The organism is Zavarzinia compransoris (genome assembly GCF_003173055.1).
Taxonomy (GTDB): Bacteria; Pseudomonadota; Alphaproteobacteria; order Zavarziniales; family Zavarziniaceae; genus Zavarzinia; species Zavarzinia compransoris.
This window is the reverse complement of the sequence record NZ_QGLF01000001.1, coordinates 100,929-121,406: the sequence shown is the minus strand read 5'-3', so window position 1 is coordinate 121,406 and position 20,478 is coordinate 100,929. Positions and strand designations below refer to the sequence as shown.

General features: G+C 67.6%; 19 protein-coding genes and 1 tRNA gene. 5 read left to right on the top strand and 15 right to left on the bottom strand.

Translation table 11 applies throughout. The features are described 5' to 3' along the window. Nucleotides 1-12: 12 nt before the first annotated feature. The 4 genes from gatB to DKG75_RS00565 all read right to left on the bottom strand — a co-directional run bounded on the left by gatB (nt 13) and on the right by DKG75_RS00565 (nt 5,191). On the bottom strand, nt 13-1,467 hold the full coding sequence (gene gatB / locus DKG75_RS00580) for an Asp-tRNA(Asn)/Glu-tRNA(Gln) amidotransferase subunit GatB (RefSeq protein ID WP_109919138.1): 1,455 nt from the start codon (nt 1,465-1,467) through the stop codon (nt 13-15). 4 nt (nt 1,468-1,471) lie between these two features. Beyond that, nucleotides 1,472-2,950, bottom strand: a complete 1,479-nt coding sequence (gene gatA / locus DKG75_RS00575) for an Asp-tRNA(Asn)/Glu-tRNA(Gln) amidotransferase subunit GatA (protein ID WP_109919137.1) — start codon at nt 2,948-2,950, stop codon at nt 1,472-1,474. Continuing rightward, nucleotides 2,950-3,237 carry an Asp-tRNA(Asn)/Glu-tRNA(Gln) amidotransferase subunit GatC gene (gatC, locus tag DKG75_RS00570; protein WP_109919136.1) on the bottom strand — a complete coding sequence of 96 codons (288 nt, stop codon included), beginning with the start codon at nt 3,235-3,237 and terminating at the stop codon, nt 2,950-2,952. Before gatC ends, gatA begins: the two co-directional genes overlap by 1 nt. Before the next feature lie 88 nt (nt 3,238-3,325). Then, the gene (locus DKG75_RS00565) at nt 3,326-5,191 is read right to left on the bottom strand and encodes a sigma-54-dependent Fis family transcriptional regulator (protein ID WP_109919135.1); all 1,866 of its coding nucleotides are present in this window, start codon (nt 5,189-5,191) and stop codon (nt 3,326-3,328) included. Nucleotides 5,192-5,397: 206 nt separating this feature from the next. Between DKG75_RS00565 and DKG75_RS00560 the strand changes: the two genes are divergently transcribed. The 3 genes from DKG75_RS00560 to DKG75_RS00550 all read left to right on the top strand — a co-directional run bounded on the left by DKG75_RS00560 (nt 5,398) and on the right by DKG75_RS00550 (nt 8,427). Next, on the top strand, nt 5,398-6,411 hold the full coding sequence (locus DKG75_RS00560; RefSeq protein WP_109919134.1) for a Fe(3+) ABC transporter substrate-binding protein: 1,014 nt from the start codon (nt 5,398-5,400) through the stop codon (nt 6,409-6,411). A 103-nt stretch (nt 6,412-6,514) separates the two neighbouring features. Continuing rightward, nucleotides 6,515-7,834: an MFS transporter gene (locus tag DKG75_RS00555; protein ID WP_109919133.1), complete on the top strand. Its 1,320-nt coding sequence runs from the start codon at nt 6,515-6,517 to the stop codon at nt 7,832-7,834. 80 nt (nt 7,835-7,914) lie between these two features. Beyond that, nucleotides 7,915-8,427: a TIGR00645 family protein gene (locus DKG75_RS00550; protein ID WP_109919132.1), complete on the top strand. Its 513-nt coding sequence runs from the start codon at nt 7,915-7,917 to the stop codon at nt 8,425-8,427. Between the two features lie 25 nt (nt 8,428-8,452). Here DKG75_RS00550 and glmS read toward each other — a convergent pair whose 3' ends face one another. Further along, complete coding sequence (glmS, locus tag DKG75_RS00545; protein WP_109919131.1) at nt 8,453-10,276, bottom strand: glutamine--fructose-6-phosphate transaminase (isomerizing); 1,824 nt, start codon at nt 10,274-10,276, stop codon at nt 8,453-8,455. 17 nt (nt 10,277-10,293) lie between these two features. After that, nucleotides 10,294-11,637, bottom strand: a complete 1,344-nt coding sequence (gene glmU / locus DKG75_RS00540) for a bifunctional UDP-N-acetylglucosamine diphosphorylase/glucosamine-1-phosphate N-acetyltransferase GlmU (protein ID WP_109919130.1) — start codon at nt 11,635-11,637, stop codon at nt 10,294-10,296. A gap of 116 nt (nt 11,638-11,753) precedes the next feature. Between glmU and gph the strand changes: the two genes are divergently transcribed. After that, nucleotides 11,754-12,479 (top strand): phosphoglycolate phosphatase, encoded by a 726-nt coding sequence (gene gph, locus DKG75_RS00535; protein ID WP_109919129.1) that lies wholly within the window; start codon nt 11,754-11,756, stop codon nt 12,477-12,479. A 21-nt stretch (nt 12,480-12,500) separates the two neighbouring features. Continuing rightward, nucleotides 12,501-12,575: transfer RNA gene (locus DKG75_RS00530), tRNA-Val, on the top strand. Nucleotides 12,576-12,663: 88 nt separating this feature from the next. Here the strand turns inward: DKG75_RS00530 and DKG75_RS00525 are convergent. The 9 genes from DKG75_RS00525 to urtB all read right to left on the bottom strand — a co-directional run bounded on the left by DKG75_RS00525 (nt 12,664) and on the right by urtB (nt 20,409). Next, entirely contained in the window at nt 12,664-12,822 is a 159-nt protein-coding gene (locus DKG75_RS00525) for an addiction module antidote protein (RefSeq protein ID WP_109919128.1), read from the bottom strand. A gap of 84 nt (nt 12,823-12,906) precedes the next feature. After that, nucleotides 12,907-13,890: a hypothetical protein gene (locus tag DKG75_RS23150; protein WP_208112032.1), complete on the bottom strand. Its 984-nt coding sequence runs from the start codon at nt 13,888-13,890 to the stop codon at nt 12,907-12,909. 296 nt (nt 13,891-14,186) lie between these two features. Further along, the gene (locus DKG75_RS00515) at nt 14,187-15,164 is read right to left on the bottom strand and encodes an alpha/beta fold hydrolase (RefSeq protein WP_109919127.1); all 978 of its coding nucleotides are present in this window, start codon (nt 15,162-15,164) and stop codon (nt 14,187-14,189) included. Between the two features lie 38 nt (nt 15,165-15,202). Then, complete coding sequence (locus DKG75_RS00510) at nt 15,203-15,565, bottom strand: FmdB family zinc ribbon protein (protein WP_109919126.1); 363 nt, start codon at nt 15,563-15,565, stop codon at nt 15,203-15,205. Between the two features lie 52 nt (nt 15,566-15,617). After that, the gene (fmdA, locus tag DKG75_RS00505) at nt 15,618-16,844 is read right to left on the bottom strand and encodes a formamidase (protein ID WP_109919125.1); all 1,227 of its coding nucleotides are present in this window, start codon (nt 16,842-16,844) and stop codon (nt 15,618-15,620) included. Between the two features lie 31 nt (nt 16,845-16,875). Continuing rightward, nucleotides 16,876-17,565 (bottom strand): urea ABC transporter ATP-binding subunit UrtE, encoded by a 690-nt coding sequence (gene urtE, locus DKG75_RS00500; protein ID WP_109919124.1) that lies wholly within the window; start codon nt 17,563-17,565, stop codon nt 16,876-16,878. Between the two features lie 15 nt (nt 17,566-17,580). Next, nucleotides 17,581-18,342, bottom strand: coding sequence for an urea ABC transporter ATP-binding protein UrtD (gene urtD / locus DKG75_RS00495; protein WP_109919123.1), 762 nt, complete (start codon nt 18,340-18,342; stop codon nt 17,581-17,583). A 13-nt stretch (nt 18,343-18,355) separates the two neighbouring features. Then, nucleotides 18,356-19,480, bottom strand: a complete 1,125-nt coding sequence (urtC, locus tag DKG75_RS00490) for an urea ABC transporter permease subunit UrtC (protein ID WP_109919122.1) — start codon at nt 19,478-19,480, stop codon at nt 18,356-18,358. 5 nt (nt 19,481-19,485) lie between these two features. Continuing rightward, on the bottom strand, nt 19,486-20,409 hold the full coding sequence (urtB, locus tag DKG75_RS00485; protein WP_109919121.1) for an urea ABC transporter permease subunit UrtB: 924 nt from the start codon (nt 20,407-20,409) through the stop codon (nt 19,486-19,488). Between the last annotated feature and the right edge of the window lie 69 nt (nt 20,410-20,478).

The window sequence follows — 20,478 nt, the reverse complement described above, 5'->3', positions numbered from 1 at the left end:
CCCCGCGCCGTCTCAGCCCTGAAGTTTCGCCTTCAGGATGTCGTTCACCGCCGCAGGGTTGGCCTTCCCCTGCGTCGCCTTCATCACCTGGCCGACGAAGAAGCCGAACAGCTTGTCCTTGCCGGAGCGGTATTCGGCGACCTTGTCCTGGTTCCGGGCCAGGACTTCGTCGATCGCGGTCTCGATCGCGCCGGTATCGGTGACCTGGCGCAGGCCCTTTTCCTCGACGATGGCGGCCGGCGCCTTGCCGGTCTCGACCATGGCCTCGAACACTTCCTTGGCGATCCGGCCCGAGATCGTGTCGTCGGCGATCAGGTCGATCAATTCGCCCAGCGCCTGCGCCGAGACCGGGCTGTCGGTCACCGACTTGCCCAGGCGGTTCAGCATGGCGAAGTAGTCGCCCATGATCCAGCTCGCCGCCAGCCGGGAGTCGCGGCCCCTGGCCACCGCCTCGAAGAAGTCGGCGGGTTCCCGCTCGGCGACGAGCACGCCGGCGTCATAGGGCTTGATGCCGTAGTCGGCGACGAGGCGGGCCTTCTTCTCGTCGGGGAGTTCAGGCAGGCCGGCCTTCAGGCCCTCGACCCAGGCGGCATCGAGCACCAGGGGCAGGAGGTCGGGATCGGGGAAATAGCGGTAGTCATGCGCGTCTTCCTTCGAGCGCATGGACCGGGTCACGCCCTTGCCGCTGTCGAACAGGCGGGTTTCCTGATGGATCACGCCGCCGTCCTCGATGATGTCGATCTGGCGCCGGGCCTCGTATTCGACCGCCGCGCGCACGAAGCGGATCGAGTTGACGTTCTTGATCTCGCAGCGCGTGCCGAAGGGCTGGCCGGGCTTCCGCACCGAGACGTTGACGTCGGCGCGCATGGAGCCTTCCTCCATGTTGCCGTCGCAGGTGCCGAGGTAACGCAGCACGGTGCGCAGCTTGGTGAGGTAGAGCGCCGCCTCCTCCGCCGAGCGGAGATCCGGTTCCGAGACGATTTCCATCAGCGCGACGCCGGCCCGGTTCAGGTCGACGAAGGTCAGGTTCGGGTGCTGGTCGTGCATCGACTTGCCCGCATCCTGTTCGAGGTGCAGGCGGGTGATGCCGATCTCGCGGGTGGAGCCGTCGGGCATGTCGAGCAGCAGACGCCCCTCGCCCACGATCGGGTCCTTGTACTGCGAGATCTGATAGCCGTTCGGCAGGTCGGCGTAGAAATAATTCTTCCGGTCGAAGACCGAGGTCAGGTTGATCTTCGCCTTCAGGCCGAGCCCGGTCTTCACCGCCTGCTCGACGCAATAGCGGTTGATCACCGGCAGCATGCCGGGAAAGCCGGCATCGACGGTCGAGACCTGTGTGTTCGGCTCGGCCCCGAAGGCGGTGGCGGCGCCGGAGAACAGCTTGGCGTTGGACGAGACCTGGGCATGGACTTCCAGGCCGATAACGATTTCCCACGCGCCCGTGGCGCCCTGAATGAGGTTCGACATGGGATCAGCCCCTCCACCACGCCGCGGGCTTGGCCGAGAAGCCCGCCGCCCGTTCCAGCGCGTAACCGACATTGAGCACGCCCGCCTCGTCGAAGGGGCGGCCGATGACCTGGAGGCCCAGCGGCAGGCCCTCCGACGACAGGCCCGCCGGGACCGACATGGCCGGCAGGCCGGCCAGGTTGGCCGTCACCGTGAAGACGTCGCCCAGATACATGGCGATGGGATCGGCCTTCTCGCCGCCGGCATAGGCGGCCGAGGGCGCGGTCGGCGCCAGCACGGCGTCCACGGTCTCGAACGCCCGCTCGAAATCGCCGGCGATCAGGCGGCGCAGCTTCTGCGCCCGGGTGTAATAGGCGTCGTAGTAACCGGCGGAGAGCACATAGGTGCCGATGAGAATGCGGCGGCGCACTTCCTTGCCGAAGCCCTCGCCCCGCGTGTTCTCGTACATTTCCGTCAGGTCCTTGCCCGGCACGCGCAAGCCGAAGCGGACCCCGTCGTAACGCGCGAGGTTCGACGAGGCTTCCGCCGGCGCCACGATATAATAGGCGGGCAGCGCATATTGCGCGTGGGGCAGCGAAATCTCCACGATCTCGGCGCCGGCATCGCGGGCCCAGGCGGTGCCCCGCTCCCACCATGCCGCGATCTCGGGCGACAGGCCGTCGATCCGGTATTCCTTCGGAATGCCGATCTTCCTGCCGCGCAGGTCGCCGGTCAGCGCGGCCGCGTAATCGGGCACGGGCAGCGGCACGCTGGTCGAATCATGGGGGTCGTGGCCGGCCATGGAGCCGAGCAGGATGGCGGCGTCGCGGACCGATTTCGTCATCGGCCCGGCCTGTTCCAGCGACGAGGCGAAGGCGACGATGCCGAAGCGCGAGCAGCGGCCATAGGTCGGCTTGATGCCCACGGTGCCGGTGAAGCTGGCCGGCTGGCGGATCGAGCCGCCGGTGTCGGTGCCGGTCGCGGCCACGCAGAGATCCGCCGCGACCGCCGCCGCCGAACCGCCGGACGAGCCGCCGGGGACCAGCGCCGCGCTATCGCCGTCGCGCCGCCAGGGATTCACCACCGGGCCGTAGTAGGAATTCTCGTTCGAGCCGCCCATGGCGAATTCGTCCATGTTCAGCTTGCCGAGCAGCACCGCCCCATCGCGCCAGAGATTGGCGGTCACGGTCGATTCATAGGTCGGCGTGAAACCGTCGAGAATATGGCTGGCGGCGGTCGTCAGCACGCCCTTGGTGCAGAACAGGTCCTTGACGCCGATAGGCAGGCCTTCCAGGGGGCCGGCCGTGCCGGCGGCGATCCGCGCATCCGAGCGCGCCGCCTGTTCGAGGGCGAGGTCGGGGGTTTCGGTGATATAGGCGTTCAGGCCGCGCGCGGCCTCGATCGCGCCGATGAAGGCCGTGGTCAGTTCGACCGCGGAGAATTCCCGGGCGGCAAGGCCGGCCCTGGCTTCGGCGATGCCGAGTTTGGTCAGGTCCGACGCCATCACTCCACCACCTTCGGCACGGTAAAGAAGCTGTCGATCCGGTTCGGCGCATTGGCCAACACCCGTTCCGCGTCGCCGCCGTCGGTGATGACGTCGTCGCGAAGCGGCAGCGAGCGGTGCACGACCGAGGCCAGGGGCTCCACGCCCGCGACGTCGACGGCCTGGAGCTGCTCGACGAAATGCAGGATGCCGTTCACTTCATCGGCAAGCGCCGGCAGTTCGGCCTCGTCGACACGAATGCGCGCCAGGCGCGCGATCTTCTTCACGGTAGCGGGATCGACCGACATATCTCTGTTTTCCCGGAAAATCAGGCCGGGAACCTAGCAACCCGCAAGGGCCGGTGGCAAGCCCCGTCGCCCCGCCTGCGGGGACGGCCTAAAGCCCCAGGCGCTTCATCTGCCGGTGCACGGTGGTGCGGTCGAGGCCGAGGCGGCGGGCCGCTTCGGAAATATTGCCGCCGCAATCGCGCAGCACTGCGGCCAGGGCGGCGCGGCGGGCGTCGTCGGCCTCGCCCGCGGGCTGGACATGGTCCGGCAGGTCGGCGGTCTCGATCACGCCCCCCTCGCACAGGGCGGCGGCGAGTGCGACCGCATTGTCCAGCTCGCGGATATTGCCCGGCCAATCATGCGCGCGGAGCGCCCGGCGCGCGGCATCGGCGATGGCGAGACGCCCGCCGCCGTGGCGCTCGATCAGGCGGTCGAGCACCCAGTCGAAATCCTGCCGCTCGCGCAGGGGCGGCAGGGTCAGGGTGGCGGCATTCAGCCGGTAATAGAGATCCTGGCGGAACCGCCCCTCGGCCACCAGCCGGCCGAGGTCGCGGTGCGAGGCGGAGAGCACGCGCACGGCGACCGGCCGGGGCCGGCTGGCGCCGACCGGCGTCACTTCCCGCTCGGCCAGGACGCGCAGCAGGCGGGCCTGAAGGGCGAGGGGCATGTCGCCGATCTCGTCGAGGAACAGGGTGCCGCCGTCGGCCGCCTCGATCAGGCCCTTGCGGCCCTTGGCGGCGGCACCGGTGAAGGCGCCGGGGACATGGCCGAACAATTCGCCTTCGATCAGGCTTTCCGGAATGGCGGCGCAATTGACCGCGACATAGGCGCCGTTCAAGCTGCTGCCCTCGTGCAGGGCCCGGGCCAGGAATTCCTTGCCGGTACCGGTCTCGCCCTGGATCAGGATCGGCACCGGCTTCGGCGCCAGTTTCGCCGCCCGCGCCTGCAGGGCCACCATCCGGGGATCGCCGCCGCCAAGGGCGCGCAGCGGTTCCGGCAAGTCCCGGCGGCGCGACACGGGGCTGCCGGCGGGCCGGTTCTGCGGCTCGATCGCATGGGCGAACAGGATATGGCCGTCGCGGGCCCGGACCACCCGGTCCCGGGTCGGCCGGCGCCGGGTCAGGCCCGGCAGGTCGTCGACGGCAAGATCGAAGAAATGCACCAGCGGCTGGCCGATCAAAAGGTCGGCGCGGCGCCAGTCGCCGCCAGCCGCATCGGCCAGGATGCGGGCGCCGCCATGGGTGAGGCCGAGGATGCGGCCGCTGCCGTCGATCGAGACCGCGGCCTCGGGGTCGACGTCGAGGAATTCCGGCGACTGGGCGAAGCGCAGCACCCATTCGTGGCGGTTGCGCGCCATCAGGTTGGCCAGTTCGATCCGCCGCGCCGTGGCGGTGACGAGATGCAGCGCCAGCTTCTGGCTCGTCTTCTGAATCGGCGAGGAGAGCAGGGAAATGTCGAGCACCGCCGCCAGTTCGCCGTCGGCGCGATAGATCGGCGCGGCGGTGCAGGACAGCGGCGTGTGGGTATTGTCGAAATGGTCGGACTGGTGGATGGTCAGCGCCTCGCCCGCTTCGAGGCAGGCGCCGACCGCACAGGTGCCCGCCCGCGCCTCGGACCATTCGGCGCCGAGATAGAGCCCGGACTTCCGCAGCTGATTGTTGAACAGGGGATCGCCCAGGAAATCGACCGCCACCCCCTGGCGATCGGCCAGCAGCAGCACATAGTGCTGGCCGGCGATATGGCGATAGAGCTGTTCGAGGCCGCTGCGGGCGATGGCGATCAGATCTTCCGATTGCTGGCGATGCTCGCGCAGCCGCGCCTCCGGCACGATATAGGCCTCGCAGGCCTGCGCCGGATCCAGGCGATGAGCGTGCAGGCAGCGCAGCCAGGACTGCACCACCGTGGGGTCGCGGTCGCTGGGGCCGCCGGCCCGGACCCGCTCGATCTCGCGGATATGGTCGACATGTGCGGACATGGGTTGTCGTGCCGGTTGCCCGGCCGCCGTCCTCCCGTCGTTTCCTTCCCCCGGCATCGTGCCCGGATCGGCCCTGGCCTGCAAACAACACTAAAGGACGAGAATAGGCGGATCAGGCGACAGGGGTTGAATTCGCCGCTGGCGGCAACCATATTGCGGACGCAATTGCGAACCAATTGCACGGATCGTCAACAAGGGGGGAACCCATGCGCCGTCTTCTCGCCACCTTCGCCCTGGGGCTCGGCCTTGCCGCCACCGGGGCACAGGCCCAGGAACTGAACATCTATTCCTCCCGGCACTATCCGTCCGACGAGATCCTGTTCGGCAAGTTCAAGGAAGAGACCGGCATCACGGTCAACCTGATCCAGGGCAAGGCGCCCGAACTGATCGAGCGCATCAAGCTCGAAGGCGCCAACAGCCCGGCCGACATCTTCATCACCACCGATGCCGCCAATCTGTGGCGCGCCCAGGACGCGGGCCTGTTCCAGCCAGTGACCTCGCCCGCCCTCGAAAAATCGGTGCCCGATCAGTTCCACGAGCCGACCGGCCTCTGGTACGCCTTCGCCACCCGCGCCCGCGTCCTTGTCTACAGCAAGGAAAAGGTGAAGCCGGAAGAACTGTCGACCTATGAAGCCCTGGCCACCCCGGCGTGGAAGGGCCGCGTCCTGTCGCGCTCGTCGAACAATGAATACGTCCAGTCGATGACCGCCGCCCTGGTCGCCCATTGGGGTGTCGAGAAGACCGAAGCCTGGGCCAAGGGCCTGGTCGCCAATTTCGCCCGCGACCCCAAGGGCGGCGATACCGACCAGATCAAGGCGGTCGCCGCCGGCGATGCCGATGTCGCCATCGTCAACCACTATTACTTCGCCCGCCTCGTCGGCTCGGACAAGAAGGCCGACCAGGACGTGGTGGCCAAGGTCGCCCTGTTCTTCCCCGACCAGCAAGGCAACGGCACCCATGTCAACGTCTCGGGCGCCGGCGTGGTGAAGAATGCGCCGAACAAGGACGCGGCGATCAAGTTCCTCGAATATCTGGCCAGCCCGCACGCCCAGGCGATCTTCGCCGAGGCGAACAACGAGTTCCCGATCCTCGCGGACGTCGCCCCGTCCTCGGTCGTGCAATCCTTCGGCCCGTTCAAGCGCGACACGCTGCCGATCGTCGAGCTTGGCCGGAACAATGCCGCGGCCGTGCAGCTGCTCGACCGCGCCGGCTGGAAGTAAGCCATGCAGGCGCCGGCGGCCGTCCATGACGGCCGCCGGCTGCCGCCCCTGGTGACGACTCGTCCCGCTTCGCCCATAATCGGGCGGGGAGAGACGAGAGCACATGCAAGACCAAGGGCAGGAAGCCGCCCGCAAGACGGCGGCGGATGACAACCGGGCGACCTTGCCCATGGACCCGCGCGAACGGCGCCGGGCCTTTCTCGTTCTCACCATCGGCTTGATGTGCACGGGCTTCAGCCAGTCCGTCGTCTATGCCATCCTGCCGCCCATCGCCCGCGACCTCGGCCTGTCGGAACTTCAGGTGGGCAGCATCTTCGTGCTGTCCTCGCTGTTCTGGGTGCTGACCACGCCGTGGTGGGGCCGGCGCTCCGACCGCCTGGGGCGGAAGGTTTCGGTGCTGATCGGGCTGTTCGGCTTCAGCCTGTCCATGCTGCTGTTCACCCTGACGCTGGAAGCGGCGCAGGCGAAGCTGCTTCCCCTCGCCGTCGCCTTTCCGCTGCTGATCGTCACCCGCTCGCTCTACGGCCTGATCGTCTCGGCCGCCGGGCCGTCGTCCCAGGCCTATGTCGCCGACCGCACCTCGCGCGACGAGCGGACCAGGGCGACCGCCACCATCGGCGCCGCCTATGGCCTGGGCGCCACCATCGGCCCCGGCGTTTCCGCCAGCCTGGTCATCCTCGGCATCCTGGTGCCGTTCTATTTCACCGTGCTGCTCGGCCTGCTCAGCGCCCTTCTGATCTGGGCCTATCTGCCCGAGCGCGAGCGCCCGGTGCCGACGGCGCGCAAGGTGAAGCTCGGCCTGTTCGATCGGCGGATCACCCTCAACCTCGTCAACGGCGGGCTGATCTCGTCCGCCCAGGCGATCATGATCCAGACCGTCGCCTTCTACATGATGGACCGGCTGAGCCTGCCCCTCGACCATGCCGCGCAATATGCCGGCATCGGCCTGATGGCGGCCTCGCTGGCCGCCCTGTTCGGGCAATTGGTCATCGTCCACCGCTTCCGCATGACCGCGCCCACGCTGGAGCGGACCGGCCTCGGCATTACCGCCGTCGCCTTCCTGGCGCTCGGGCTGGCCCATCAGATCGGGCCGCTGGTCTTCGCGCTGACCATGGTCGGCCTCGGGCAGGGCCTAGCGCGGCCGGGCAATGCCGCCGTCGGGTCCCTGGTCGTGCGCCGGCACGAACAGGGCGCGGTCGCCGGCCTCAGCAATGCGACCAATGCCTTCGGCTTCCTGATCATGCCCTTCATCGCCATGCCGGCCTATCGGCTCGATCCCGCCCTGCCCTATTTCATCGGCACCGGCCTGCTGGCCCTGGCCATCGTGCTGTCGATCGTCGATCCCAATGCCCGCAGGGCCGGCGAGCGCGGCGCGGACGGCTATGACGTCGACGATACGGACGATCCGATGCAGACTCTCTGACGCAGGGGAATTCGCAACCGCCCCCTTGACCTGAAGCCGCACGGTCCCCAGGTTGCGCCCGAACGTCTTAGGGATTGCCAATGCTTGAACGCTTGATCGAACAGACCATTCTGGCCAGCCGCTGGCTGCTGGTGCCGATGTATCTGGGGCTGGCAGCCATGCTGCTGGTGCTGATCTATCAGTTCTATGCCGATTTCTTCCATCTGGTGGGCACGCTGGGGGCAGCGGACGATTCAGCCATCGTGCTCGAAACCCTGGCCCTGATCGACCTCGTGCTGGTCGCCGGCCTCGTCACCATGGTGGTGATCAGTTCCTACGAGAATTTCGTCTCGAAGATCGACATCAAAGAGAACAGCGACACGCCGCCGCTGTTCGGCAAGCTCGATCCCGGCACCTTGAAGATCAAGCTGGGCGCCTCGATCGTCGCCATTTCCTCGATCCAGCTGCTGAAGGCTTTCGTCAGCGTCGGCAAATATTCCTCGGCCGAACTCGGCTGGCTGATCGGCATCCACATGACGCTGGTGGTTTCCACCCTGCTGATGGCGATCATCGACCGCATCACCTTCGCCAAGGACCGCAAGCCCAAGGCCTGAAGAATAGGGGGCCAGGGCGGCCCCCTTACTCCACGGTCACCGATTTCGCCAGGTTGCGCGGCTGGTCGACATCCGTGCCCTTGGCGACCGCCGTGTGATAGGCGAGCAGCTGCACCGGAATGGCATAGAGCACCGGGGTGACGAAGGGATCGACCTTCGGCAGTTCGATGATCTCGGCGGCGTGCCGCCCCTCGGTCGCCACGCCGTCCATGTCGGAGAGCAGGATCACCCGGCCGCCGCGGGCCAGCACTTCCTGCATGTTCGAAACCGTCTTCTCGAACAGGGGCCCGTGGGGCGCCAGCACGATCACCGGCACCTGATCGTCGATCAGGGCGATCGGCCCGTGCTTCAATTCGCCGGCGGCATAGCCTTCGGCGTGGATATAGGAAATCTCCTTCAGCTTCAGCGCGCCTTCGAGGGCCACCGGGAAGATCGCCCCGCGCCCGAGGTAGAGCACGTCCCGCGCCTCGGCCAGGCGAAGGGCGATCTCGCGGATCTTCTCGTCGTGGTTCAGCACTTCCAGCGCCCGCGCCGGCACTTCCGACAGCGCCGCGCAGAGCCGCGCCTCCTCCGCCGCGTCCAGCGTGCCGCGCTCCCGCGCGACGGACAGGACGAGACACATGAGCACGGTCAATTGGCAGGTGAACGCCTTGGTCGAGGCGACGCCGATCTCAGGGCCGGCCAGGATGGGCAGCACGAGGTCCGCTTCCCGCGCCATGGAGCTTTCGGGCACATTGACCAGGGCGACGATGAACTGCCCCTCGGCCTTGGCATAGCGAAGCGCCGCCAGCGTATCCGCCGTCTCCCCCGACTGGGAGATGAAGAGCGCGGCGCCGCCCTTCGGCAGGGGCGCCTCGCGATAGCGGAATTCCGAGGCGATATCGACCTCGACCGGCAGGCGCGCCACCTGCTCGAACCAATATTTGGCGACCAGGGCGGCATAGGAGGACGTCCCGCAGGCGACGATGGTCAGGCGCCCGACCGCGTTCCAGTCCGGCCCCGCGGCCGGCAGGCGCGGACGGCGCGTGGCGGGATCGAGATAGGTCGCGAGCGCATCGCCGATCACCTGCGGCTGCTCGAAGATTTCCTTCTGCATATAGTGGCGGTAGTTGCCCTTCTCGATCATCGCCGGCGACAGGGCGACGGTGCGCACCGCCCGCTGCACCGGCCGGTCCTCGGCGTCGAAGACTTCGGCGCCATCGTGGTTCAGCACCACCCAGTCGCCCTCTTCGAGATAGAGCACCCGCCGCGTCCAGGACGAGAGCGCCAGGGCGTCGGAGCCGAGATACATCTCGCCCTCGCCGAAGCCGACCGCGAGCGGGCTGCCGCGCCGCGCCCCGATCAGCAACCCGTCCTCGCCGGCGAACAGCATGGCGAGGGCGAAGGCCCCGCGCAGCCGGCGAAGCGCGGCGGCGACCGCCGCCTGCGGGCCGAGGCCGCGGTCGATCCCGTCCGAGATCAGATGGGCGACGACTTCCGAATCGGTCTCGCTTTCGAACTCGTGGCCGCGGGCGACCAATTCGTCCTTCAGCTCGCGGAAATTCTCGATGATACCGTTGTGCACCACCGCCACCTGAGCGGTGGCATGGGGATGGGCATTGGTCGTGGTCGGGGCGCCATGGGTCGCCCAGCGGGTGTGGCCGATGCCGGTAACGCCGGGCAGCGGCTGTTCGACCAGCAGATCGGCCAGGGCCTGGAGCTTGCCTTCCGCCCGCCGGCGCTCGATGGCGCCGCCGACCAAGGTGGCGAGGCCCGCCGAATCATAACCCCGGTATTCCAGGCGGCGCAGGCCTTCGACCAGCCGCGGCGCGACCGGATCCCGTCCGACGATGCCGACGATTCCGCACATAGGCTACTCCCTGAGCTTCACTTGGACTTGCGCATGGCGGCGCGGAAACGGGCGGCCCAGCCCGGTTTCTGCACCGGCCGGGCGCGTTCGAGATAGAGGGCATCGGCCGCGACCGCCTCGACCACCACCGAGCCGGCGCCGACGATGGCCCCGGCGCCGACCGCGACCGGCGCGACCAGCGCGCTGTTGGAACCGATGAAGGCCCCGGCGCCGATCTCGGTCTTCGACTTGGTGAAACCGTCGTAATTGCAGGTGATGGTGCCGGCGCCGATATTGGCCCCGGGCCCGACCGTGGCATCGCCGAGATAGGACAGGTGGTTGGCCTTCGCCCCCTCGCCCAGCACCGTGTTCTTCAGTTCGACGAAATTGCCGACATGGGCGCCGGCGCCGACCACCGCCCCGGGCCGCAGCCGGGCATAGGGCCCGACGATGGCGCCGGCGGCGACCGCCGCCCCCTCGAGATGGCTGAAGGCATGGATGCGGACCTCGTCGGCGACCGTCACCCCCGGTCCGAACACGACCTGGGGCGCCACCGTGACGTCGCGGCCCAGCACCGTATCGGCCGACAGGCGGACCGAGGCCGGATCCTCGAAAGTGACGCCCGCCGCCATGTGGCGGCGGCGCAGGCGGGCCTGGAAGATCGCCTCCGCCTCCGCCAGTTCGAGGCGGCTGTTGACGCCCAGCACTTCGTCCGCCGCGCCCTCGACCACGGCGGCGGCAAGGCCCCGGGCACGGGCGATGGCCACGACATCGGTCAGATAATATTCGCCCTTGGCATTGCCGTTGCCGATGGCGCCGACCAGGGCGGCCAGATGCTCCGCCCGGATCGCCATGACCCCGGCATTGCAAAGGGGAATGGCCAATTGCCCGGCCGTCGCCTCCGCCGCCTCGACGATGGCGGTCAGATGGCCCGCGCCGTCCTGGACCAGCCGGCCATAGGCGCCGGGCACCGCCGGCCGGAAGCCGAGCACGGCGACCGCCACCCCCGGCGCCTCCAGCGCCGCGCGCAGCCGCAGCAGGGTCGCGGCCTCGATCAGCGGCGTATCGCCGAACAGGATAAGGACACCGCCGGCAAAGCCTTCCAGCACCGGCAGGGCCGCCGCCACCGCATGCCCGGTGCCGAGCGGCGGGTCCTGGATCGCGACGGCAACGCCGGGCAGGGATTGGGCAACGGCGCCGAGCCCGGGCGAGAGCACGGCGACCAGCCGTTCCGCCCCGATCTCGCGCGCCGCCGCGACCACATGATGGATCATCGGCCGGTCGGCCACCGGGTGCAGCACCTTCGGCAGGGCCGAGCGCATCCGCGTTCCCTTGCCCGCGGCAAGGATCACGGCGGCGGTGGCAGGCGTGGCGACAGTCATGGCGGCAACTCACTCGGTCCTGGATTCGCGAGCGACAAGGTGCCACAGCCGGGACTGCCGGTTACAGTCACCTTTTGTTTCAAAGTTTTGCGCCGGGCAGGCACACTGCCGACATCATGTCGTCCTGCGAAATCCTGCCTTTTGGCGCCACCCTGCCCGACACGGTCGTCTTCGACCTGGACGGCACCCTGATCGACAGCGCGCCGGACCTGACCGGCGCCCTGAACGCGACCCTGGCCACCCTCGGCCTTGCCGCCATCCCGGAAGCCGAGGTCCGCCACATGGTCGGCCATGGCGCCCGCAAGCTGATCGAACGGGGCCTGGAAGCCCATGCGGTGGCGAAGACCGCGGCCGAGGTCGATGCCCTGGTCGAGATCTTCATCCGCTATTACGCCAGCCATGTCGCCGACCGCTCGGTGGTCTTTCCCGGGGTCGTCGCCACCTTGAACTGGCTGAAGGCGCGGGGCGTCAAGCTCGGGGTCTGCACCAACAAGCCGGAAGCGCTGGCGAAACAGGTGCTGATCGCCCTCGAACTCGACGGCTATTTCCCGGCGGCGGCGATTCTCGGCGGCGACAGTCTCGCGGTGAAAAAGCCGGACGGCCGCCACCTGATCGCCACCGTCGAAGCCCTGGACGGCAATCTGGACCGCACCGTGATGGTGGGCGACAGCGCCACCGACCTCAACGCCGCCCGCGACGCCGGCGTGCCCACGGTCCTGGTCAGTTTCGGCTATACGCCGATCCCGGCCCGCGAGCTTGGCGCCGACGCCGTGATCGATCATTTCGGCGATCTCGCAAAAGTCCTGCCCGAGGTGCTTGACAGGTCGCACGCGCGCCTCTAAACATCCGGGCCTCGACGGAATGGGCGCGTAGCTCAGCGGGAGAGCATCGCCTTCACACGGCGGGGGTCACAGGTTCAATCCCTGTCGCGCCCACCATTCCGAGCCGCCGGAAATACTGGATTTTCCGCCCTGACGCGGTTTTTGCCCGGGCATGGGAAACCGCCGCGCCCGGCAGGCGCCTCCCTTACGCGGCGTTGCGGGCGCGGGCGATATCGCCGAGCGCCGCAGCGATCAGCGCCGGATCGCCGTCCTCGACACAGGCTTCGAGATAGGCCGCGATGTCTTCCTCGGTCTTGAGGTAGTCGGCGGTATCGTAGCGGCTGAAGGTTTCTTTCCCGGTCATGGCTCGATCCATCCTTTCAGGGCAAGGCCCTTGGGCGTAAGCGATGAGAGCCGGTCAGTGCCGCGAGGCCGGCTTCAGTCGTTCTCAGGTACGGGGCTTGGTCGCGGGCTTCGGCGGTTTCTTCGTCGAGGCGGCGGGCTTCGGCTTGACCGCGGGCGGTTTCGGCTTGGCCGGCTTGGTGGCGGCGGGTTTCGGCTTGGCCGGTTTGGCCGCCACGGGCTTGGGCTTGCCGGGCTTGGTGGCGGCGGGCTTCGGCTTGCCCGGCTTGGCCGCCACCGGTTTCGGCTTGCCCGGCTTGCCCGGCTTGGCCGCCGCGGGCTTCGGCTTGCCCGGGCGGGTGACGCTGGAGGTGGCCCGCGTGGTCGAGGCCGGCTCGAAACCGCTGCGCTGGTTGTAGACCAGCGCGGTCATGTCGGGCCCGGTCGTAGCGAATTCCCGCGGGTCGTAGACCGACAGCGACTTGAAATCGGCGGCATAGAAGCAGGACAGCCCGGCCTGCTTGCAGATATGGTCGACCGCCATCGCCCGGTCGCGGGTGGGCACGCCGCCCGGATCGACCCGCCGGGTCGACAGGCCGCGATCGATCGAATTGGTGCTGAAGAAGACTTTCATGCCCCCGGCATCGGCGATGCGTTCCAGCACGGCCTGGGCGCTGCCGGCGGCAAGGTCGCCCTGGCTGACGAGGCCGGCGAGCGCATCGCCCGACAGGCCGGGCGGGGCATGATGGCTGCCCGCCTGATCGCCCGGGCCGATGGCGCCCGGCGTGATTTCCATCAGGCCGGCGGCTTCGTCGCCCTCCTCCTCGTCGCCGGCGGCAGCGGGCGGGCTCGAGGCGAACAGGCCGCGGGTCGCGGTGTCGCCGGCCGGGGCATAGGCCACAGCCCCGGTACCCGGCGCGTGGCCGGTACCGGCGTCGACCTCCTCGCCGGCGAGGTTGGTCACGCCCTGGCTGGTGATCATGGTGGTGGTGCCGGCGACGGTGGTCGTATCCGTGCTTCGCCGCGTGGCGCGCGACTTTGAACAGGCATCGAGCGCCGGCACGCTGAGCACCAGCAACAACACGGGCAACAGGCGCCACCGCCGGCCCTGACGCAGACCTGCCCGACGCAGACCTGTGCTTTTACCTTGCCCGTTCATACGCGTGCCCTCAACCGATGCGACGGCGGTTCAACCCATCGACCATGGCGTCCTCGGGCCGGCGTTTTTGCCGGCTTCTCGTCTTGCCACCGCTTTCAGGTGCCGACCCGGTTCCCATTCCCGTTCCCACCGGGACCTGCGGACCGGCAATATTTGCCCGGCAACAGGTTCGCGCCTCGGCGTCGCGAACGCAAATGTGAATACGCGTCAATTGCCCCAAATCATGGCTAAAAACGGGCGGCGTCGCCGTCGAAACGCGCGGGCGCGCGGACGAAGGCCAGAATGTCGCGCCAGACCCGCGGCCCGCGGCGGTCGCGCAACAACAGATGATAGCCGCGGTCGTACCAGCGTTCGCGGAAAAGGGGCGACTCCGCCCGGGCCCGGGCGGCCAGGCGGGCCACCGCCTCGAACGGCACGATCCGGTCCTGCAGGCCGTAGAGCAGCAGCACCGGGCGATCCCGCGGCACGCCCGCGGCGGCGGCGGCCGCCATCAGCGCCATCAGCCCCTGCACCGAGTCGGTCCGGGTTTCCTTCAGCATCAGGGGATCGGCGCGCATGGCCTTGATCTCGTCCTCATTGTCGGTCGGGCGTATGCGCATGCCCTCCGGCGGGGTCATGCGGTTCCAGGGCATGACGAAACTGGCGATATCGAGCAGAAGCAGGCCGGGAAAAGGCACGTCCTCCGCCCCCCAGACCGCCGGCGCGAGCAGGACGACGCCGGCGACCGGCAGATCGGGATGGCGCGCCAGGGTCAGCAGGGCGACCGCCCCGCCCATGCTTTCCCCCATCAGGAACAGCGGCCGGCCCGGATGGCGCGCGGCCAGCAGCCGGACCATGGCCGCCGCATCCTCGACCAGGGCCTCGGTCCCCGGCCACAGCAGGCGGGTGGCGCTGCGGCCGAAGCCGCGCTGATCGTAAGCGACGGTGGCGATGCCGTGATGGGCCCAGAAGGGTGCCGCCGGCGCGAAGGCGCCGGCATAGTCGTTGAACCCGTGCAGGCCGAGGAGAAGCGCCGCCGCCGGCCCACCCCCGCCCGGCAGCCAGGACTGCACGGGCAGCACCGTGCCGTCGGCGGCGGTAAACCCCGCGGCCGACAGGGACGGCGCCGCCACCCGGGGGCCGAGGCCGGTCACGGTCGCGCCGCAGCCGCCGAGGGCAGCGGCAAGGACGATCGGCAGCAGGCACCGGAACGGGACGGCGAACATGCCCCTTCCCTATCACCCCCGCTGCCGGGGGCAAAGGGTCAGTGGCTGATCATCCAGGGCCGTTTCGAGGGGAAGCTCTTGGCGCCGGACGGGGTCTTCACCGTCGTGCTCTTTTTCTTCTTCGCACCGGCCGTGCAGCAGGAACAGCCGCTGCGGTGCTGCTTCGCCGCCTGCTTTGCTGCATATTCGCCGGACGTCATCGGCGCATTCGCCGCGCGCTCGTTGGTTTCGATCGCCATCCTGGCGTCGCCGGCGATGCAGGCCATCATGGGCGGGGTCAGATAGGCGCGGGGCGCGTCTTCCCCGCAGTCCGGGCAGGCGCAGGGCAGCGCGGATTCCGCCATGGGCCGCAGTTCGGTGAAGGGCCCGCAATCGAAACATTCATATTCATAAAGCGGCATTCGGGCGTTTCCTCCCAAAAGGCCCCGGCCGCGCGGCCGGGGCCGGGTCGGGTCAGTCGAAGGCGATGGGCATGTCGATGTCGCCGGTCAGGAACTTGGTCGGACCGGCGGCACTGGGGTTGATGTCGAAATCGAAGATCTCGGTCGGCAGCCACAGGGTGGCGCAGGCATTCGGAATGTCGACGACGCCCGAGATATGGCCCTGCACCGGCGCGGTGCCCAGGATCGAATAGGCCTGGGCGCCGGAATAGCCGAATTTCTTCAGGTATTCGATGGCGTTCAGGCAGGCCTGGCGATAGGCGACATGGACGTCCAGATAATGCTGGGCGCCCGCCTCGTCGACCGAAATGCCTTCGAAGATCACATAGTCCTTATAGTTGGGCGTGATCGGCGACGGCTTGAAGATCGGGTTCTTGATGCCGTATTTGGCCATGCCGCCCTTGATGATATCGACCTTGATGTGCAGCCAGCCGGCCATTTCGATGGCGCCGCAGAAGGTGATCTCGCCGTCGCCCTGGCTGAAGTGCAGGTCGCCCATGGAAAGGCCGCCCCCCGGCACATAGACCGGGAAGAAGCATTTCGAGCCGCGCGACAGGTCCTTGATGTCGCAATTGCCGCCGTGTTCGCGCGGGGGCACGGTGCGGGCGCCGGTCGCGGCCGCCGCATCGCGGGCCTCGCCCGCCAGGCGGCCCATATGGGCGGTGCCGGCGAAGGGCGGATTGGCCAGGGGCGGCACCCGGGTCGGGTTGGTGGCGATGAAATCGACCTCGCGCTTGTTCCAGGTCTCCAGCAGCTTCGGGTCGGGCAGGCAGCCGATCAGGCCGGGGTGGATCAGCCCGGCGTATTTCACGCCCGGAATATGCCGGGAGGTGGTGAACATGCCGTGGAAATCCCAGATCGACTTCTGGGCATTCGGGAAGTGATCGGTCAGGAAACCGCCGCCGTTCTTCTTCGAGAAGAAACCGTTGAAGCCCCAGAGACTGTCCTGCTTCGCCCCGATGTCGAGGAAATCGACCACCAGCAGGTCGCCCGGCTCTGCCCCCTCGACCCCGATCGGGCCCGAGAGGAAGTGGACGGTGGTGAGGTCGACGTCGCGCACGTCCGCCGCATCGTCGTCGTTCTTGATGAAGCCGCCGGTCCAGTCGTAGGTCTCGATCACGAAGTCGTCGCCCGGCTTCACCCAGGCGACGATCGGGATATCGGGGTGCCAGCGGTTGTGGACCATGTCGTTCTCGTAAGGAGAAGTCGACAGATCCACCTCAATCAACGTCTTAGCCATGGGGGTCTCCCTTCCGATTAAACCCGATTGATTACACAGCGAGGAAGCGGCTGATCTTTTCCTCGTCCACCTCGGCGCGCGTGTTCTCGTGGACGATGCGGCCGTTCTCGATGACGAGGACACGGTCGGCGACATCGAGCACGAAGCTCAGCACCTGTTCGCAGACGACGATGCAGAGGTTGGTCATGTCGCGGATCTGGCGCAGCACCTTGGCCATGTCCTTGATGATGGAGGGTTGGATGCCCTCGGTCGGCTCGTCGAGCAGCAGGACCTTGGGGTTGGTCGCCAGCGCCCTGGCGATCGCCAATTGCTGCTGCTGCCCGCCCGAGAGATTGCCGCCCCGGCGCTTGGCGAATTCCTTGAGGATCGGAAAGATCTCGTAGAGTTCCTCCGGCACCTGCTTCCGGCCCGAGACGATCAGGCCGGTCTCGATATTCTCTTTCACCGTCATGGTGCCGAAGATCTGGCGCCCCTGCGGGACATAGGCGATGCCCTGCTTCACCCGCTGGTGCGAGGCGAGGCGGTGCACCTCGGCCTCGCCCAGCGACACGCTGCCGGCGGCGGTGGGCAGGATGCCGACGAGGGATTTCATCAGCGTCGACTTGCCCATGCCGTTGCGGCCGACCACGGCGACGATCTCGCCCGGCTTCACCGTGAAGTTGAGGCCGTGGAGCACTTCGCTCTGGCCATAGCAGACCTTGAGGTCGCGAACGTCGAGCATGTTACCTCTCCAATCTCAATGGCCGAGATAGACTTCGCGGACCTTGGGGTCGTCCTGGATCACTTCCATGCGCCCCTCGGCCAGCACCTTGCCCTGGTGCAGGACGGTGACCTTGTGGGCGATCGATTCGACGAACTTCATGTCGTGCTCGATCACGATCACCGCGCGGCCCTCGATGATGCGGTTCAGCAATTCCGCGGTCTTCACCCGTTCCGCCACCGACATGCCGGCGACCGGCTCGTCGAGCATCAGCAGTTCCGGGTCCTGGATCAGCAGCATGCCGATCTCGAGCCACTGCTTCTGGCCGTGGCTGAGGATTTCCGAGCGGGTGTCGAGATGGTCCTTCAGGAAGATCATCTCCGCGATCTCGTGGATGCGGTCGATCACGTCCTTGCTGCGCCGGAAGCCCAGTGCGCCGAACACGCCCCGGCCCTTCGGATAGGAAATCTCCAGGTTCTCGAACACGGTCAGGTCCTCGTAGATCGAGGGGTTCTGGAATTTCCGGCCGATGCCGAGGCGGACGATCTCGTGTTCCTTCAGCCGGGTCACTTCCGTGTCCTTGAACTGGATGGAACCTTCCGAGACCTTGGTGCGGCCGCAGATGAGGTCGAGCACGGTGGTCTTGCCGGCGCCGTTCGGGCCGATGATCACGCGCAATTCGCCCTTCTGGATGTAGAGGGAGAGGTCGTTCACCGCCTTGAAGCCGTCGAAGGAGACGGTGACGCCTTCAAGGGCGAGCAGGATATCGCTTTCGACGACGGGGCCGATGACGGGCATGGGTCTCCTCCTCTCACTCGGCGGGGGTCGGGGCCGGGCGATCGTTCGGCTTCACGCCGAGCAGATGCCGGCCGAGGAACGGGCGGACATAGTCGTCGACGAGGCCGGCCAGGCCCTTGGGGAAGAACAGGGTCACGCCGATGAAGAGGCCGCCCATGGCGAAGAGCCAGAGTTCCGGGAACATTTCGGAGAAGGTGGTCTTCGCCGCATTGACGATCAGGGCCCCGGCCACCGCGCCGATCAGGGACAGGCGGCCGCCCAGCGCGCAGAAGATCACCATCTCGATCGAGGGCACGATGCCGATGATGGTGGGCGACATGAAGCCGACCTGGAGCGTGAACATGGCCCCGCCGATGCCGGCCAGCGCCGCCGCCGTGCAGAAGACGAAGACCTTGAAGTTGGCGACGTCGTAACCGGAGAAGCGCACCCTCTCCTCCTTGTCGCGGATGGCGACCAGGATGCGGCCGAGCTTGGATTTCAGGACGAAGCGCCCGATCAGGATGCAGACGAGCAGCAGGGCGACGCAGATGAAATAGAGGGCGAAGCGCGCGTCGTCGGTGCGGATGTCCCAGCCCATCAGGGTGCGTAGGTCGGTGATGCCGTTGATGCCGCCGGTATAGCCCTGCTGGCCGATGATCAGGATGGTGAGGACCGCCGTCACCGCCTGGGTGATGATGGCGAAATAGACCCCGCCGACGCGGCGCTTGAACATGGCATAGGCGAGGATGAAGGCGATCGCCGCCGGCACCGCCATGATGGCGAAGACGGTGAAGGCGAAGGAATGGAACGGTTCCCAGAAGAAGGGCAGTTCGGTCAGCTGGTTCCAGTCCATGAAGTCGGGAATGCCGGGGGTGGACTGGATCGCGGTGTTTTCCGGCGTCGAGGCTTCGAGCTTCAGGAACATGGCGATGCAATAGCCGCCGAGCCCGAAGAAGATCCCCTGCCCCAGGCTGAGAATGCCGGTATAGCCCCAGCACAGCACCAGCCCGAGGACGACGAAGCCGAAGGAGAGATATTTGCCGACGAGGTTGAGGCGGAAATCGTCGAGCACGGACGGGAAGATCGCGATCAGCACGAAGGCGAGCAGGCCGAAGCCGAGCCATTCGCGGGCGAGACGGGCGAGCGTTTCCTTGGTCATGAGGATCACCTCCGCACCTTGAGGACGAAGAGGCCCTGGGGCCGCAGCATCAGGAGACCGATGACGATGAGCAGCGTCAGCACCTTGGCCATGGAGCCGGAGATGAAGAATTCCAGCGCCGACTGGCTCTGCGAGATGGTGAAGGCCGAGGCGACGGTGCCGATCAGGCTCTGCGCGCCGCCGAAGACGACGACGAGGAACGTATCGACGATATAGAGCTGGCCCGAGGTCGGCCCGGTCGAGCCGATCATGGTGAAGGCCGCCCCGGCGACGCCGGCGACGCCGCAGCCGAGGCCGAAGGTCATGCGGTCGACGCGCCGCGTATCGATGCCGACCGCGCCCGACATGGTGCGGTTGGTGGTGACGGCGCGCACCTGAAGGCCCCAGCGCGACTTGAACAGCAGGGTGAGCACGGCGACGGTGATCGCCACCGTGAGGCCCATGACGAAGAGGCCGTTGATCTGCACCTCGATGGTATCGCTGAGCGCCAGCGAGCCCATCATCCAGTCGGGCAGTTCGACCCCGACCTCGCGTGCGCCGAAGGTCGAGCGGAAGATCTGCTGCAGGATGAGGCTGAGCCCCCAGGTGGCGAGCAGCGTGTCGAGCGGCCGGGCATAGAGATGCCGGATCATCGCCCATTCGACGAGCAGGCCGAGGGCGCCCGCCACCACGAAGGCGAAGACCATGGCGACGAAGAAATAGGCGGGATAGGCGAAGGGCAGGAATTCGAGAAAGAGATGCGACGTCAGATAGGTCACATAGGCGCCGAGGATCATGAACTCGCCATGCGCCATGTTGATGACGCCCATCTGGCCGAAAATGATGGCAAGCCCGAGCGCCATGAGCACGAAGACCGAAAACAGGATCAGCCCGGCGAAGCCCTGCATCACCAGGATCGAGCTTAGCTCGGCAAACGAATAATCGAACATGGCCGCGTCACCCCGCACGACGGTTGAAACACGCAACGCCCAAAGGGGCCCGGCCGGGCCGGGCCCCGA